Origin of the sequence: Streptomyces sp. NPDC057137, assembly GCF_042670825.1 — a bacterium.
In the GTDB taxonomy this organism is placed as follows: domain Bacteria; phylum Actinomycetota; class Actinomycetes; order Streptomycetales; family Streptomycetaceae; genus Streptomyces.
Genome location: NZ_JBHUUW010000043.1, coordinates 22,940 through 38,142 on the forward strand (window position 1 = coordinate 22,940; position 15,203 = coordinate 38,142).

Genomic DNA, 15,203 nt, shown 5'->3' on the forward strand with positions numbered 1-15,203 from the left:
AGCCTTTCAGCCCCGCGCCGATGCGATGACCGGGTAGTGGTCGGAGAGGTTGGTGTACGTGTACTCCGTGCCCCAACTCGACACCGTCCAGGGCGCGCTCTCCTCCTTCACCACCTCGTTCGTCCAGCCGTCCGGCTTCGCGTGGCCCGTGCGGTGCAGGACGTGGTCAAGATCCTCACGCGGGTCGTCCGGGTAGCGCTCGGCCGCGATCGAGTTGTCCGCCGTGTCGAAGGAGTACGGGTGCCCGGTCCGCGCGTCCGCGCCGGCCAGGCCTCCGTCGGCGAGCATCGACGCGTACTCCGCGCTGTGCGAGTCGACGTTGAAGTCACCGGCGACCAGCACCTGTTCGGACGCCGGGATGTTCTTGGCGTCCAGGAAGGCGTCGATCGCCCTGAACTGGCTGCTTCGCACCTGCGCCGCCTCGCCCGCCGCGCAGCCCGGATCGGTGGACTGCGTATGGGTGCCGACCAGATGTACCTTGCTGCCGTTGACGTCCAACTCCGTATAGACGAAGCCCTTGTTGGAGAACCAGTCGCCTCCGCACGCGTCCTGGAAGACGTACTGCTCCTTGCGGACGATCGGCCACTTGCTGAGGACGGCGACGCCGCCGTCCTCCGGGGTGAGGGCGGAGTACGCCCCGCCCGTCGCGTCCCAGCCGCTCTTGCTCCGGCCCAGCACCGGTGTCTGGTGCGGATACCGGTCGGCGGAGTTCCGCTGGAGCGCGTCGGACGAGGAGTTGTCGAAGGCCTCCTGCACGACGACCACATCGTTGCCGCCGTAGAACGGGGCGGCGGGGATCGCCGCCGCCCGGTGGTCCTGGCCCCAGTTCGGATAGAGCGTCTTGCTGAAAAGGAACGTGTTGTACGTCAGCACCTTCAACGCCGGTGCGTCGGCGGCCTGCTGGGATGCCGGGGTGGCGGGTGACGCCGAAGCGCCGGGGGCGGTCGCGGTCAGCGTCGCGAGGGCGAGCGCGCCGGACAGCGCGACGGCGGGGACACGGCGGAGCACGGAGTGCGGCACAGGGACTCCCGGTTCGGTGGGGGCGGAGCGGCGCCGTTCATCAAACCAGTCGTAGTTACTTCCCGGTAGCCATCGGGAGAAGTCGATGCGCACACCGCACGGCCGGTGGCCGCGCACCGGCACGACAGAACCCGATCGTGCCCCCGGCACCCGTGGGGTACTGTGACCCCCGACCGAAGCAGAGCCCGTACCGAGGAGGTGGGACCCATTACCGCAGTGTCAGGCCGGGTGCTCCCCTCTCACGGCCGCGCGGTCCGACCGACAGGCTGAGACCGCCGGAGCGCCCGTAGGCGCCCCGAAAGGTTTCCATGTCGGCAACACTCTCCTCCCCGTTCTCCTCCGCACTGCCCTCCCTCCCCACCGTCGCCACCAGGCTCCGCGCCGCCGGCTGTGTCTTCGCCGAGGACGAGGCGCGGCTCCTGGTCTCCGCCGCGCGGACCCCCGCCGACCTCGCCGACATGGTGAGCCGTCGCGCCGCCGGACTGCCCCTGGAGCACGTCATCGGCTGGGCCGAGTTCTACGGCCTGCGGATCGCCGTCGACGCCGGGGTCTTCGTCCCCCGCCGCCGTACCGAATTCCTCGTACGACAGGCGGCGGCCCTGGCCCACCAGACCGCCCCCGGACGGCCCGCCGTCGTCGTCGACCTGTGCTGCGGCTCCGGCGCGCTCGGCGCCGCGCTGCTCGCGACGGCGCACGACCCCGTCGAGCTGTACGCCTCCGACATCGACCCGGCGGCCGTCGCCTGCGCCCGCCGCAACATCGGCGCCGGCGGCACGGTCCTCGAAGGCGACCTCTTCGACGCCCTGCCGGACGGCCTTCGGAGCCGTATCGACATCCTGCTCGCCAACGTGCCCTACGTACCGACCGAGGAGGTCGGACTGCTGCCGCCCGAAGCGCGCGAACACGAGCCGCTGGTGGCACTCGACGGCGGCGCCGACGGGCTCGACGTCCTGCGACGCGTGACGGCGGGGGCGTCCCGGTGGCTGGCGCCCGGCGGACATCTGCTGTTCGAGACCAGTGAGCGCCAGGTGCCCGGCGCCGTCGGCACGGTCCGGGGCGACGGGCTAGCCCCACGGGTCGTGACCTCCGAGGAGTGGGACGCCACCGTGGTCGTCGCCCAGCTCAGGGGCGCCCCGCTCGGACCCGTGGCTCTCACCCCGGACCCGCGCGGCCGCTGACCCCGTGCGTACCGGCGGTGCGTCGCCCTTCCCGGGTGGCGCACCGCCCGCCGCGGCGACGGCCGTCGCCGTCGATCCGTCAAGACTCGAACGCATGACGGCACCGACCGACACACAACTGCCTTCTCTGTCAGCTCTATTGACACTTAGGTTTCAGAAGTTTTACGTTCCTTTGCATCTGAGAGCGCTCTCGGGCCCACTTTCCCCCCATGACTTCGAGGTGCCGTCACATGCCCACCTCCCTTTCGAGACGACCGGCCTCGGTGCTGGTTCTGGTCACCGCCATGGCCGCCGTAGGACTGGGTCCTGCCGCCGGTCCCGCCGCGGCCGCCAACATCCCCGTCGGCTCGGGCAGTTACTCCGACACCCGCCCCGCCGGGACGTCGGGCCCGACCAACAACGTGGGCGCCCCGGTCACGCCCAAGCTGACCGAGGCGGCCAAGGACCGGCCGGTGCCCACCAACGACTGGTGGACCTCGGTCGCCTATCAGCGGTACGGCGACAACCCGTACTCCACCCCGATGTACGGCCACCCCCTCACCTACCAGGCCACCGCCGGCGGACTGGAGGTCGGCTACCCCACGACCGCCGCCATCGTGGGTGACGGACGGCAGTACGAGTACGCGCACAAGGCCGATCTCACCCTGGGCCTCACCGGCCTCAACTCCCCGGACACCAAGGCCGACGACTGGTCCGACTGGACCGTCACGCCCTACTGGTCCGACGGCACCCGCACGCTGCGGACCACCATCGGTCACGGCATGCCCTACGTGTACGCGAAGGGCTCGGGCGGCGACGCCAGCATCACCGCCGCCGCCGCGCCGACCGTCTTCTCCGACGACGGCAACGTCCTCGGCATCACCGTCGCCGGACACCACTACGCGCTCTTCGCGCCGACCGGCAGCGACTGGTCGGTCTCGGGCTCCACCATCACGGCCGGACTCGGCGACAAGGACTACTTCTCGCTCGCGCTCCTGCCCTCCGAGGACGCGCTGGCGACGTACGCCAAGTACGCCTACAGCTTCGTCACCGGCTCCACGACGAGCTGGAACTCGGACGGCGGCGACGTCAAGGCGACGTACACCCTCACCACCGAGCCGCAGGAGGGCACCGAGAAGGGCACCCTCCAGGCCCTCTACCGGCACCAGTGGCTCAACACGACCGACGAACTCACCCCGTACACCTACGTGTCACCGCGCGGCACGATGAAGGTGCGGGAGTCCACGTCCTTCACCACCAGCCAGAAGGCGTCCGGCGTGCTGCCCGCGCTGCCGGAGTCGAGCGGGGTCGACGCGGCCACGCTCAAGGCGCAGTTGGACGACGTGGTGAACGCCGGCGACCCGTTCTCCGGCGCGACCGACACCTACTGGACGGGCAAGGCGCTCGGCCGGCTCGCCCAACTCGCCCCGATCGCGGACCAGATCGGCGAGACCGCGACGCGCGACAAGATCGTGGGCCTGCTGAAGGGCCGTCTTGAGGAGTGGTTCACGGCGGGCGGCGCCAGTGAGTTCAGCTACGACAACGACTGGAAGACCCTGACCGGTTACCCGGCGTCGTACGGCAGCGACACCGAACTCAACGACCACCACTTCCACTACAGCTACTACGTGTACGCGGCGGCGATCGTCGCCCAGTACGACCAGGCGTGGGCCGCCGAGTCCGCCTGGGGCGGCATGGTCGAGACACTGATCCGCGACGCGGCCAACCCGAGCCGTACGGACAGTGACTTCCCGTTCCTGCGCGGCTTCGACGTGTACGCCGGCCACAGCTGGGCCTCCGGACACCAGGGCTTCGCGGCGGGCAACAACCAGGAGTCGTCGTCGGAGTCCATCAACCTCAGCGCGGGACTCGTCCTCTGGGGTTCGGCGACCGGCGACGACGAGCTGCGTGACCTGGGTTCGTATCTGCTGGCCACCGAGTCCGAGGCGATCGGCCAGTACTGGTTCGACGCCGACCAGGAGGTCTTCCCGGCGGACTTCGCCCGCGGCACGGTCGGCATGGTGTGGGGCAGCGGCGGCGCGTACTCCACCTGGTGGACCGCCAACCCCGAGGAGATCCACGGCATCAACGTCCTTCCCGTGACCGGGGGTTCACTCCACCTGGGCCGTGAGAAGGAGGCCATCGGCCGCAACATCGCCGAGATGGAGGAGGAGAACGGCGGGCCCGCCGTCGAATGGCGCGACATCCTCTGGGAGTTCGAGGCGATCTCCGACCCGGCGGGGGCGAAGGCCAAGTGGGACGCGGGCCAGGCGGCCCTGTCCCCGGAGGCGGGCGAGTCCAAGGCCCACGTCAACCACTGGATCGGCACCCTCGACGCGGTCGGCGCCCCCGACCCGACGGTGACCGGGTCGATCCCGACCTCGGCCGTCTTCACGAAGGGCGGGGTGAGCACGTACGCGGCGCACAACTTCGCCTCGACGGAGCAGACGGTCACGTTCTCGGACGGCAAGACGCTCACGGTGCCCGCACGCTCCGCGGCGAGCACCACGGGCTGATTCCCGAACCATCCTCCCCCCACACGCGGCGGGTCTCCGGCCTCAGGCCGAGGCCCGCCGCACCAGTGTGGTCGGGGTGATCACGGACGCCGGCGCGCGCGCCTCCGCACTGTCCTTGTCGAGACCCCGCAGCAGCAGCCGCGCCATCAGCCGGCCCTGCCCCTCCACGTCCTGCCGGATCGTGGTCAGCGGTGGGTCGGTGTCCTCGGCGACGGACACCATGTCGTCGAAACCGACCAGCGCCACCTCCTCGGGCACCGCGACCCCGCGCTCGCGCAGCACCCGCAGCGCGCCGGACGCCATCAGGTCGTTGGCGGCGAACACCGCGTCCAGGTCGGGGCGCCGCTCCAGCAGCTCCTTCATCGCCCGCGCGCCGCTCTCCACCGTGAACTCGCCCTCGGTGATGAGCGTCGGGTCGGCGTCGAGCAGCACATCACGGTAGCCGTCGAGCCGGTCCGTCGACGAGGTCTGGTCGGGCGGGCCCGCGATGTGCGCGATGCGCTCGCGCCCGAGATCGCGCAGATACTGCACGGCCGCCCGCGCGCCGCCGCGATTGTCGGCGTCCACGTACGGCACGCCCTGATCGCTCGGCGCGGACGTCCAGCTCGGCCGGCCGCCGTACACCGTCGGCGTTCCCGACCTGCGGATGATCGCCGGCAGCGGGTCGTCGATGTGCAGCGAGAACGCGAGGGCGCCGTCGACATGGCCGCCCGCCAGATACCGGGCGATCCGCCCGAAGTCGCCGGGACCTTCGAGCAGGAGCAGCACCAACTGCGTGTCGTGAGCGGTGAGTTCCTTGCTGATACCGCGTATCTGCTGCGAGAAGAACGGGTCCGAGAAGATACGGATCTCCGGCTCGGCGATGATCACGGCGACCGCGCCCGTGCGCCGGGTGACCAGCGTGCGCGCCGCGTGGTTCGGCACGTACCCCAGCTCCTCCACGGCCCTGACCACCTTGTCGACCAGCGGCTGCCGCACCCCGGCGCCGCCGTTGACCACCCGGGACGCGGTGGCACGGGAGACCCCGGCGCGGGCCGCGACGGCTTCCAGCGTGGGCCGGGATCCAGGTGACTGCTCGGGCAAGGCGGGCGCTCCTCGTCGGTACGGGTGCCCGTACGGGCTGCCGGGACCGGTACAGGGTATCCGCTGCCCCCTCCACCGAGAGAGCGCTCCCAAGCGCGAGGCCGTGTCTGACGAACAGCGCCGTCCGCCCGCCTCAGCAGGGACGGCGCGCATCTCCCGACATACGGCTGATCGCGGACAACCCTCTGTCGCACCGTTGTTCACCGGAGTACGTTTCCGCCCCATGGAATTCCGTTCACTGGGCATGTGTCCCTCGGACCACCCACCGAGCATCGGAGACCGCACCTGATGACGTCCCGGATTCGCACGCTCGTCCTGTCGGTGGCGGCAGCCGCCCTCGTCGTCCCCCTCACCGCACTTCCCTCGGCGGCCACTTCCGCCGCCCCGGCCGACACTCCGCCGCGTACCGGCTTCGAGGAGAGCGACGGCGCCGAGTGGACCACCCTGGCGCAGGAGCAGGAATTCCTCGCCGCCGTCGACCGCGGCGGCGACCGGGTCGCCGTCGGCACCATCGGCACCACCAAGCAGGGCCGCCCGCTCAACCTCGTCGAGCTGGGCAACAAGCGGTCGGTGACCAGCCTCCTGCTGATCTGCAGCCAGCACGGCGACGAGCCCTCGGGCCGTGAGGCCTGCCTCACCACCGTCCGCGACCTGGCCTATCCCAAGGACCGCGCGACGAAGCGCTTCCTGGACCGTACGAGTGTGCTGGTCGTCCCGACCGCCAACCCCGACGGCCGGGCCGCCGACACCCGCGGCAACTCCGACGGCGTCGACATCAACCGCGACCACATCGCGCTCAAGACCGCCGAGGGCCGCGCCATGGCCGCCCTCACGCGCGACCGCGAGCCCGACGTCATCTACGACCTGCACGAGTACGGCGCCACGCCGCCGTACTACGACAAGGATCTCTTCGACCTCTGGCCGCGCAACCTCAACACCTCCTCCCGCGTGCACAAGGAGGCGCAGACCCTGTCGGAGGCGTACGTACGCCCGGCCGCCCGCGCCGGCGACCACTCCATCGGCACGTACGGCATCTGGACCGACCCCGTCACCGGCGACCCGATCAAGCAGACCGCGGGCGACGGCCAGGAGCGCATCCTGCGTAACGCCTCCGGCGTCAAGCACTCCGTCGGCCTGCTCATCGAGAGCCGCGTCGACCCGAGGTCCGAGGCCGAGGAGAACGACCCCGCGCTGAACCACCGGCGCCGTGTCGACAGTCAACTCGACTCCCTGAAGGGCCTGTTCGGTTACGCCGACGAGCGCCGCGTCCAGCTCTCCGCCGCCACCGCCCTCTCCCGTGCCGCCGGACTGCTCGACCGCGGCACGGTCTACCTCGGCGGCGGCGACAACGAGCCCGCGACCCCCGAGGACACCGTCGAGAACCCGCCCTGCGGCTACCGGCTCGACGCCGCCCAGTACGCGGACGTGAAGGACGAACTGGCGTTGCACGGCGTGAAGGCCCTGCCCGCGCGCGGTGACGGAGCCTTCGTGCCGCTGCGTCAGTCCCAGCGCAAGCTGGTGCCGCTCCTGCTCGACGGCCGCGCCACCTACCACCTCACCGTTGGACAACCAGTGGAGACTTGTTGATAGAAAGAGACCCACGTCACATGTGCTAAGGCGTAACGGAGCGCCGACGCATGCTCCGTGAAACCCCGAAAGGTGTTGCTCGTGCCGCAGGACGCTCAGAAATCGGGAGCCGAAGGAGGCCCGCCGTCTGTCACGACGGCCGGGCCCGGTCATCCCCAGGACTCCCAACGCCCCCAGACCGACCGGGTGGTGTTCGGTGTCACGGCCGTCCTCACGCTCGCCTTCGTGGTCTGGGGGACGGCCGCCACCGACTCCCTGGAGGACGCGTCCAGCTCCATGCTCTCCGGCCTGATCCACAACGGTGGCTGGGCCTTCGTCCTGGTGGCCTCGGGCTTCGTGGTCTTCGCCCTCTGGCTGGCGATCAGCCGCTACGGCAAGATCACACTCGGTGAGGAGGGTGAGAAGCCCGAGTTCAGGACCATCTCCTGGGTCGCCATGATGTTCAGCGCCGGCATGGGCATCGGCCTGATGTTCTTCGGCGTGAACGAACCGCTCACCTTCTTCACCGACCCGCCCCCCGGCACCGACCCCGCCGACGCGGCGGCGGCCACCGAGACCGCCATGGCGACCACGCTGTTCCACTGGACCCTGCACCCCTGGGCCATCTACGCCGTGGTCGGGCTCGCCATCGCGTACAGCACCTTCCGGCGCAAGCGGCGCCAGACGATCAGCGCGGTCTTCGTGCCGCTCATCGGCGAGAAGAACGCGTACGGCGCCCCCGGCCGCGTCATCGACATCCTCGCGATCTTCGCGACGCTCTTCGGCTCGGCCGCCTCGCTGGGCCTCGGCGCCCTCCAGATCGGCAGCGGGTTCACCGAGCTGAACTGGCGGGACAACGTCAGCACCGCACTGCTCGTCGTCATCATCGCCGTCCTGACCCTGGCGTTCGTGGCCTCGGCGGTCTCCGGTGTGGAGAAGGGCATCCAGTGGCTCTCCAACACCAACATGGTGCTGGCGCTGTTCCTCGCCCTGTTCGTGTTCATCCTCGGCCCGACCGTCTTCATCCTCGACCTGCTGCCGACGTCGATCGCGGCCTACTTCGGCGACCTCGCCGAGCTGGCGGGCCGCACCGAGGCCAGCAGCGGCCGGGGCGTCGCCGAGTGGCTCGGCAGCTGGACGGTCTTCTACTGGGCGTGGTGGATCTCCTGGACGCCCTTCGTCGGCATGTTCATCGCCCGGATCAGCCGAGGCCGGACGATCCGTCAGTTCGTGGGCGGCGTCATCCTCGTACCGAGCACCGTGAGTCTGATCTGGTTCGCCATCTTCGGCGGGTCGGCCATCAGGCTCCAGGAGCGCAAGGGCGAGCTCGCCAAGGAGGCGACGCCCGAGGGCCAGCTGTTCCAGCTGCTCCAGGACTTCCCGATCGCCACGATCACCAGCGTGCTGGTGATGATCCTCGTCGGCATCTTCTTCGTCTCCGGCGCCGACGCCGCGTCCATCGTGATGGGAACGCTCTCCCAGAAGGGCCACTTCGAGCCCAGCAAGTACGTGATCGTCTTCTGGGGTGTGGTGACCGGCGCCGTCGCCGCGGTGATGCTGCTCGTCGGCGACGGCGAGGACGACGCGCTGAAGGGGCTGCAGAACATGACGATCCTGGTGGCCGCGCCCTTCGCGCTCGTCATGATCGGCATGTGTGTGGCCCTCATGCGCGACCTGCGCCGCGACCCGCTGATCCTCCGTGAGGAGCGGGGCGTCGAGGTCGTCGAATCGGCGGTCATCGCCGGACACGACCAGTACGACGGCGACTTCGAGATCCGCATCGGCCCGACGCCGGACGGGCCGACCGGCGGCACCCCGGAGAAGTCGGCGCCACGCTGAGCCGGTCGTTCTTGCGTCAGGAGGCCGCCAGCCGGGCGGCCTCCTCGGCACAGCCCCAGGCCACGGTGACGCCCGCGCCACCGTGGCCGTAGTTGTGCACCAGCCGTGCCCCGCCCGGCAGTTGGCCGGCCTCGACCCGTACGCCCGGCCGCGCGGGACGCAGCCCCACCCGGTGCGCGAGCACCCGCGCGCCCCGCACCTCCGGACGCAGCGCCGCGCAGCGCTCGACAATGGCGGCGGCGGTCGCCGGGTCGGGGTGCGGGTCCCAGGCGTGGTCCTCGGCGGTTCCGCCGAGTATCAGACCGAACGGCTGGGGGAAGAGGTACGACGTACCGCCCGTGCCGCCGTCCTTGGACACCAGCCACTCCTCGATCCCCGGGTTCTCGACCACGACGAGCTGCCCGCGCACCGGAAACACCGACGCGTCGGGCACCAGCTCGCGGGCGCCGAGCCCCGAGCAGTTGACGACGACGGACGCCTCCGCCGCGGCCTCCGCCAAGTCGCCGACCGCACGCTGCTCCACACTGCCGCCGGCCGCGCGCAGCCGCTCCTCCAGATACCGCAGATGCGTCGGCATGTCGATCAGCGGCAGCCGGCCGCGCAACGCCTGGCCGAACCCGGCGGGCAACTCGTCGGGACGCGCCTCCCGCAGCTCGGGCAGCTCCCGCGCCCAACTCCCCAGCCCCGCGAGGGCCGTGTCGGTCATCAGGCCCGCCACCACGCGTACGCCCGTTGCCTCCGGATCCCGCGCCAGCGCCACGTACTCACGCAACGACCGCAGGGACCACGGGCCGACCCGCTCGGCGGGCTCGATCCGATACGGCCAGAACAGCGCGCCCGCCACCGCCGACGTGGTGTGCGCGGCTGCGTCCCGCGACCACACACGCACCCGCCGCCCCTCCCGCCCCTGCTCGGCGAGCACGACGGCGGTCGTCAGCCCGACGACCCCGCCACCGATCACGATCACCGTGTCACTCATGGAGGGACCGTAGCTGAGGCCGAATTCGCTGGACATCCCGGTGGCCCGCGCGAGAAGCTCGACCCCCGTACGCCCCTCGTACGCCCCTCGTACGACCTGACCGACGATGGCCCCGGCGAGCCGCGAATCGCCGTACGACATGCATCCCGAGTTCCGGAGGCCGACGGCCTCGCGCCGATGACGGCGATCCGCACCCGTACCCCCGACGAACTGCGCCGCAGCCGCCGCCCGCGCTCCCACTCCTGCTGGGACCACCTCTACGCGGCGCCGCTGTGGCCCCTCCACGGGGCCAACCTCGGCACCCTCGCCCGCACCTGCGACGCGGTCGGCGCGTGCCTCGCGCTCCCGCGCCTCCCCTGGGTCCCGGAGGCGCTCGCACGCGGCAACACCCTGCGCAGACCCGTATGCGTCCACTGGACGGGCGATCCGCTCGGCTGGCTGGCCAAGCGGCGGGAGCGCGGCGCGCGCGTCGTCGGGGTGGAACTCGCCGACGAGGCGGTACGCCTGGCGGACCTGCCCGCCGCCCGGCAGCCCACCGTGATGGTCCTCGGCCACGAACGGCACGGCATTCCGCCCGAGGCCCTGGACCTGTTGGACACCTGCGTGGAAATCCCCATGATCGGCACCGGCGCCAGCCTCAACGTCGCCGTGGCCGGCAGCCTGGCCCTCTACAAACTGGCGGGCCTGCTCTGACCACAAGCCTTTGCCCCCGCCCCCTAGAATCGACGGTCTGATGACTGCCACTCTCGTCGCCAAGAATCTCGCCGCCGGACACGGCGACCGCTCACTCTTCGCGGAGCTCGACCTCGTCGTCGCGCCCGGCGACGTGATCGGTCTCGTCGGGGTCAACGGAGCCGGGAAGTCGACCCTGCTCCGGCTGCTCGCCGGGCTCGACACACCCGAGGACGGGGCGCTGAGCCTGTCCCCGCCCAGCGCGACCGTGGGCCACCTCCCGCAGGAGCCCGAGCGCCACCCCGGCGAATCCGTACGGGACTTCCTCGCCCGGCGTACGGGCGTCACCGACGCCCAGTCCACGCTCGACGCGGCCACCCAGGCCCTGGTCGACGGCGCGCCCGGCGCGGACGACGCGTACGCCGTCGGCCTGGAGCGCTGGCTCGGGCTCGGCGGCGCCGACCTCGACGAACGCGCCGAGGAAGTGGCCGCGTCACTCGGCCTGACCGTCGGCCTCGACCAGCCGATGACCGCGCTCTCCGGCGGCGAGGCGGCCCGCGCCGGCCTCGCGTCCCTGCTGCTGTCCCGCTACGACGTCTTCCTTCTGGACGAGCCGACGAACGACCTCGACCTCGACGGCCTCGAACGCCTCGAATCCTTCGTGAGCGGTCTCCGCGCGGGTACGGTCCTCGTCAGCCACGACCGTGAGTTCCTCACCCGCACCGTCACCAAGGTCCTCGAACTCGACCTGGCCCAGCAGCAGGTCAACCTCTTCGGCGGCGGCTACGCGGCGTACCTCGAAGAACGCGAGCGGGCCCGGCAGCACGCCCGCGAGGAGTACGACGAGTACGCCGACAAGCGCTCGTCGCTCCAGGGGCGGGCCCACATGCAGCGCTCCTGGATGGAGAAGGGCGTCAAGAACGCGCGCCGCAAGGCCACGGACAACGACAAGATGGCCCGCAAGCTGCGTTCCGAGTCCACCGAGAAGCAGGCGGCGAAGGCCCGCCAGACCCAGCGTCTGATCGAGCGCCTGGACGCCGAGGCCGTCGACGAGCCCCGCAAGGAGTGGGAACTCCAGATGGAGATCGCCTCGGCCCCGCGCTCCGGTTCGGTCGTCGCGACGCTGAACGGCGCCGAAGTCCGGCGCGGCGACTTCCACTTCGGACCCGCGTCGCTCCAGATCGACTGGGCGGACAGGGTCGCCATCACCGGCGCGAACGGCGCGGGCAAGTCCACCCTGCTGGCGCTCCTCCTCGGCCGGCTGTCCCCCGACGCGGGCGCGGCGTCGCTGGGCTCGGGCGTGGTGGTCGGCGAGGTCGACCAGGCCCGCGCGCTGTTCTACGGCACGGAGACGTTGCTCGACGCGTTCTGCGCGGCCGTTCCGGACACGGAGCCGGCCGAAGTCCGCACGCTGCTGGCGAAGTTCGGCCTCAAGGCGGCCCACGTACTGCGCCCGGCGACAACCCTCTCCCCGGGCGAACGCACCCGCGCGGCCCTGGCGCTGCTCCAGGGCCGGGGAGTGAACCTGCTGGTCCTGGACGAGCCGACGAACCATCTCGACCTGGCGGCGATCGAGCAACTGGAGTCGGCGCTCGACAGTTACGAGGGCACACTGCTGCTGGTCACGCACGACCGCCGCATGCTGGAGTCCGTCCACACGACCCGCCGCATCGAGATCGCGGCGGGCAAGGTCACGGAGACCTGACACCGCCGCCGGGCAGGGCGCCCACGCCACGGGAGTGTGCCCGGGAGGTGGCGCCGCCCGCCCCAGGGAGCGGCCTGTGGTCCCGCTTGGGCGGGACCACAGGAAACCGGCCGCGCTCAGCCGCCCAGCCCCGCCCTCCGCAGCGCGTCGGCCATCGCGCTGTTCGTCGGGGCCGGCTTCGCCGACTTCGCCGGGGGCTGTCGCTTCGCGCCGCCCCGGTCGCCGCCGCGATCACCGCCGCCGGACCCGCGACCCTTGCCGCCACCGCCACCACCGCCGCGATCCCCGCCCCGCCGCTGCTGCGGCGCGCGTTCGTCGGCCCCGCCGCCCCCGCTACCCCCGCCGGCAGGCGACTCCGCCTCGTCGTCCAGCCGCAGCGTCAGTGAGATCCGCTTGCGCGGGATGTCGACCTCCCGCACCTTCACCTTCACCACGTCGCCCGGCTTCACGACATCGCGCGGGTCCTTCACGAACGTCTTCGACATCGCCGACACATGGACCAGCCCGTCCTGATGCACCCCGACGTCCACGAACGCCCCGAACGCCGCCACGTTCGTGACCACGCCCTCCAGCACCATCCCGGCGGTCAGGTCGCCGATCTTCTCGACGCCGTCCTTGAACGTCGCCGTCTTGAAGGCGGGTCGCGGGTCCCGGCCCGGCTTCTCCAGCTCGCGCAGGATGTCCGTGACCGTCGGCAGACCGAACGCGTCGCTGACGAAGTCGGCCGGCCGCAGCGAGCGCAGCGCGCCCGCGTTGCCCATCAGCGACGCGACCTCGCTGCCGGTCGTCTTCACCATCGCGCGGACGACCGGATACGCCTCCGGGTGGACGGACGACGCGTCCAGCGGGTCGTCCCCGTCCCGGATCCGCAGGAAGCCCGCGCACTGCTCGTACGCCTTCGGTCCCAGCCGCGCCACGTCCTTCAGCGCCCGCCGTGAGCGGAAGGGACCGTTGGAGTCGCGGTGGGAGACGATGTTCTCGGCGAGACCGGCGCCGATGCCGGACACCCGGGAAAGCAGCGGCGCGGACGCCGTGTTGACGTCGACGCCGACGCCGTTCACACAGTCCTCGACGACCGCGTCGAGCGAGCGCGAGAGCTTCACCTCGGACAGGTCGTGCTGGTACTGGCCGACGCCGATGGACTTGGGGTCGATCTTGACCAGCTCGGCGAGCGGGTCCTGGAGGCGCCGGGCGATCGAGACGGCGCCGCGGATCGACACGTCGAGGTCGGGCAGCTCCTGGGAGGCGAACGCGGAGGCGGAGTACACGGAGGCGCCCGCCTCCGAGACCATCACCTTCGTGAGCTTCAACTCCGGGTGCTTCGCGATCAGTTCGGCCGCCAGCTTGTCCGTCTCGCGGGACGCCGTACCGTTGCCGATGGCGATCAGGTCGACGGAGTGCTCGGCGCAGAGCCGCGCGAGCTTCGCCAGGGACTCGTCCCACTTGTTCGCCGGGACATGCGGATAGATCGTGTCGATGCCGACGACCTTGCCCGTCGCGTCGACGACGGCGACCTTGACCCCCGTACGGAAACCGGGGTCCAGCCCGAGCGTGGCACGCGTTCCCGCGGGCGCGGCCAGCAGCAGATCGCGCAGGTTCGACGCGAAGACCCGTACCGCCTCGTCCTCGGCGGCCGTACGCAGCCGGAGGCGCAGGTCGATGCCGAGGTGGACGAGGATCCGGGTGCGCCAGGCCCAACGGACCGTGTCGGCCAGCCACTTGTCGCCGGGCCGGCCGCGGTCCGCGACGCCGAAGCGGCGGGCGACCATGTTCTCGTACGCGCTCGGGCCCGGCAGCGCGTCGGCGTCGTCGGACTCCGGCTCCAGGCTGAGGTCCAGGACCTCCTCCTTCTCGCCCCGGAAGAGCGCGAGCATGCGGTGCGAGGGGAGTGCGGTGAAGGCTTCGGCGAAGTCGAAGTAGTCCGCGAACTTGGCGGCGGGCCCCTCCGTCGCGTTGCCCTTGCCCTCGCGGACCTTCGCCGTGAGCCGGCCGCGCGTCCACATGCGCTCCCGCAGCTCACCGGTGAGGTCGGCGTCCTCGGAGAAGCGCTCGGTGAGGATGGCGCGGGAGCCGTCCAGCGCGGCGGCGGCGTCCGCGACACCCTTGTCGGTGTCGACGAACGCCGCCGCGGCCGTCAGGGGGTCCACCGACGGATTGTTCAACAGGCCCTCGGCGAGCGGTTCGAGGCCGGCCTCACGGGCGATCTGCGCCTTCGTGCGCCGCTTGGGCTTGAACGGCAGATAGATGTCCTCAAGCCGCGACTTGGTGTCGGCGGCCCGGATCTGCGCCTCCAGAGCCTCGTCCAGCTTGCCCTGCTCGCGTACGGACTCCAGGATCGCCGTCCGGCGCTCCTCGAGTTCGCGCAGGTAGCGCAACCGCTCCTCGAGCGTGCGCAGCTGCGCGTCGTCGAGCATCTCGGTCGCTTCCTTGCGGTAGCGAGCGATGAACGGCACGGTCGACCCGCCGTCCAGCAGCTCGACGGCCGCCTTCACCTGCCGCTCGCGTACGCCGAGTTCCCCGGCGATCCTGCCTTCGATGGACGTCGTCACGTTCTCCCCGACTCGGCTCTCGTGCTGGCTGTGCGTGTGCCTGCATTGTGCCGGGTGGCCGGGGGCCGTGTCGCGCGCCCTCTCGGAGAGAGGGGTAGTGGCGGGACCTGACGGGGG

At 71.3% G+C, this 15,203-nt stretch carries 9 protein-coding genes and 1 pseudogene; 6 read left to right on the forward strand and 4 right to left on the reverse strand.

Annotated features, from left to right (window positions below; genetic code table 11):
- Positions 1 to 6 precede the first annotated feature (6 nt).
- Positions 7 to 1,020: a sphingomyelin phosphodiesterase gene (sph, locus tag ACFT9I_RS27810; protein WP_382568648.1), complete on the reverse strand. Its 1,014-nt coding sequence runs from the start codon at positions 1,018 to 1,020 to the stop codon at positions 7 to 9.
- A gap of 308 nt (positions 1,021 to 1,328) precedes the next feature.
- On the opposite strand from sph, the gene ACFT9I_RS27815 reads away from it, so the two are divergent.
- On the forward strand, positions 1,329 to 2,198 hold the full coding sequence (locus ACFT9I_RS27815) for a putative protein N(5)-glutamine methyltransferase (protein WP_382568650.1): 870 nt from the start codon (positions 1,329 to 1,331) through the stop codon (positions 2,196 to 2,198).
- 230 nt (positions 2,199 to 2,428) lie between these two features.
- Positions 2,429 to 4,690: pseudogene (locus ACFT9I_RS27820) on the forward strand (glycosyl hydrolase); the annotation flags it as partial.
- A gap of 45 nt (positions 4,691 to 4,735) precedes the next feature.
- On the opposite strand, the gene ACFT9I_RS27825 reads toward ACFT9I_RS27820, so the two are convergent.
- Entirely contained in the window at positions 4,736 to 5,776 is a 1,041-nt protein-coding gene (locus tag ACFT9I_RS27825) for a LacI family DNA-binding transcriptional regulator (RefSeq protein ID WP_382568652.1), read from the reverse strand.
- A 288-nt stretch (positions 5,777 to 6,064) separates the two neighbouring features.
- On the opposite strand from ACFT9I_RS27825, the gene ACFT9I_RS27830 reads away from it, so the two are divergent.
- Both ACFT9I_RS27830 and ACFT9I_RS27835 read left to right on the forward strand, forming a co-directional pair.
- Entirely contained in the window at positions 6,065 to 7,363 is a 1,299-nt protein-coding gene (locus tag ACFT9I_RS27830; RefSeq protein ID WP_382568654.1) for a M14 family metallocarboxypeptidase, read from the forward strand.
- Between the two features lie 81 nt (positions 7,364 to 7,444).
- A complete protein-coding gene (locus tag ACFT9I_RS27835) occupies positions 7,445 to 9,181 on the forward strand; it encodes a BCCT family transporter (RefSeq protein WP_382568656.1) in 1,737 nt (578 codons plus the stop codon).
- A gap of 16 nt (positions 9,182 to 9,197) precedes the next feature.
- Here the strand turns inward: ACFT9I_RS27835 and ACFT9I_RS27840 are convergent, their stop codons facing one another.
- Positions 9,198 to 10,160 (reverse strand): FAD-dependent oxidoreductase, encoded by a 963-nt coding sequence (locus ACFT9I_RS27840; protein ID WP_382568709.1) that lies wholly within the window; start codon positions 10,158 to 10,160, stop codon positions 9,198 to 9,200.
- Positions 10,161 to 10,337: 177 nt separating this feature from the next.
- Here ACFT9I_RS27840 and ACFT9I_RS27845 point away from each other — a divergent pair, with 177 nt between their 5' ends.
- Both ACFT9I_RS27845 and ACFT9I_RS27850 read left to right on the forward strand, forming a co-directional pair.
- Positions 10,338 to 10,853 (forward strand): TrmH family RNA methyltransferase, encoded by a 516-nt coding sequence (locus ACFT9I_RS27845; RefSeq protein ID WP_382568658.1) that lies wholly within the window; start codon positions 10,338 to 10,340, stop codon positions 10,851 to 10,853.
- A gap of 40 nt (positions 10,854 to 10,893) precedes the next feature.
- Complete coding sequence (locus ACFT9I_RS27850; RefSeq protein ID WP_382568660.1) at positions 10,894 to 12,537, forward strand: ABC-F family ATP-binding cassette domain-containing protein; 1,644 nt, start codon at positions 10,894 to 10,896, stop codon at positions 12,535 to 12,537.
- Positions 12,538 to 12,653: 116 nt separating this feature from the next.
- Here the strand turns inward: ACFT9I_RS27850 and ACFT9I_RS27855 are convergent, their stop codons facing one another.
- Entirely contained in the window at positions 12,654 to 15,086 is a 2,433-nt protein-coding gene (locus tag ACFT9I_RS27855) for a Tex family protein (RefSeq protein ID WP_382568662.1), read from the reverse strand.
- Between the last annotated feature and the right edge of the window lie 117 nt (positions 15,087 to 15,203).

What these genes read in the sequence shown, in the direction of transcription:
- ACFT9I_RS27850 (WP_382568660.1), top strand. Translation starts at nt 10,894, where the DNA reads ATGACTGCCACTCTCGTCGCCAAGAATCTCGCCGCCGGACACGGCGAC.
- ACFT9I_RS27840 (WP_382568709.1), bottom strand. Translation starts at nt 10,160, where the DNA reads ATGAGTGACACGGTGATCGTGATCGGTGGCGGGGTCGTCGGGCTGACG.
- ACFT9I_RS27845 (WP_382568658.1), top strand. Translation starts at nt 10,338, where the DNA reads ATGACGGCGATCCGCACCCGTACCCCCGACGAACTGCGCCGCAGCCGC.
- ACFT9I_RS27830 (WP_382568654.1), top strand. Translation starts at nt 6,065, where the DNA reads ATGACGTCCCGGATTCGCACGCTCGTCCTGTCGGTGGCGGCAGCCGCC.
- ACFT9I_RS27815 (WP_382568650.1), top strand. Translation starts at nt 1,329, where the DNA reads ATGTCGGCAACACTCTCCTCCCCGTTCTCCTCCGCACTGCCCTCCCTC.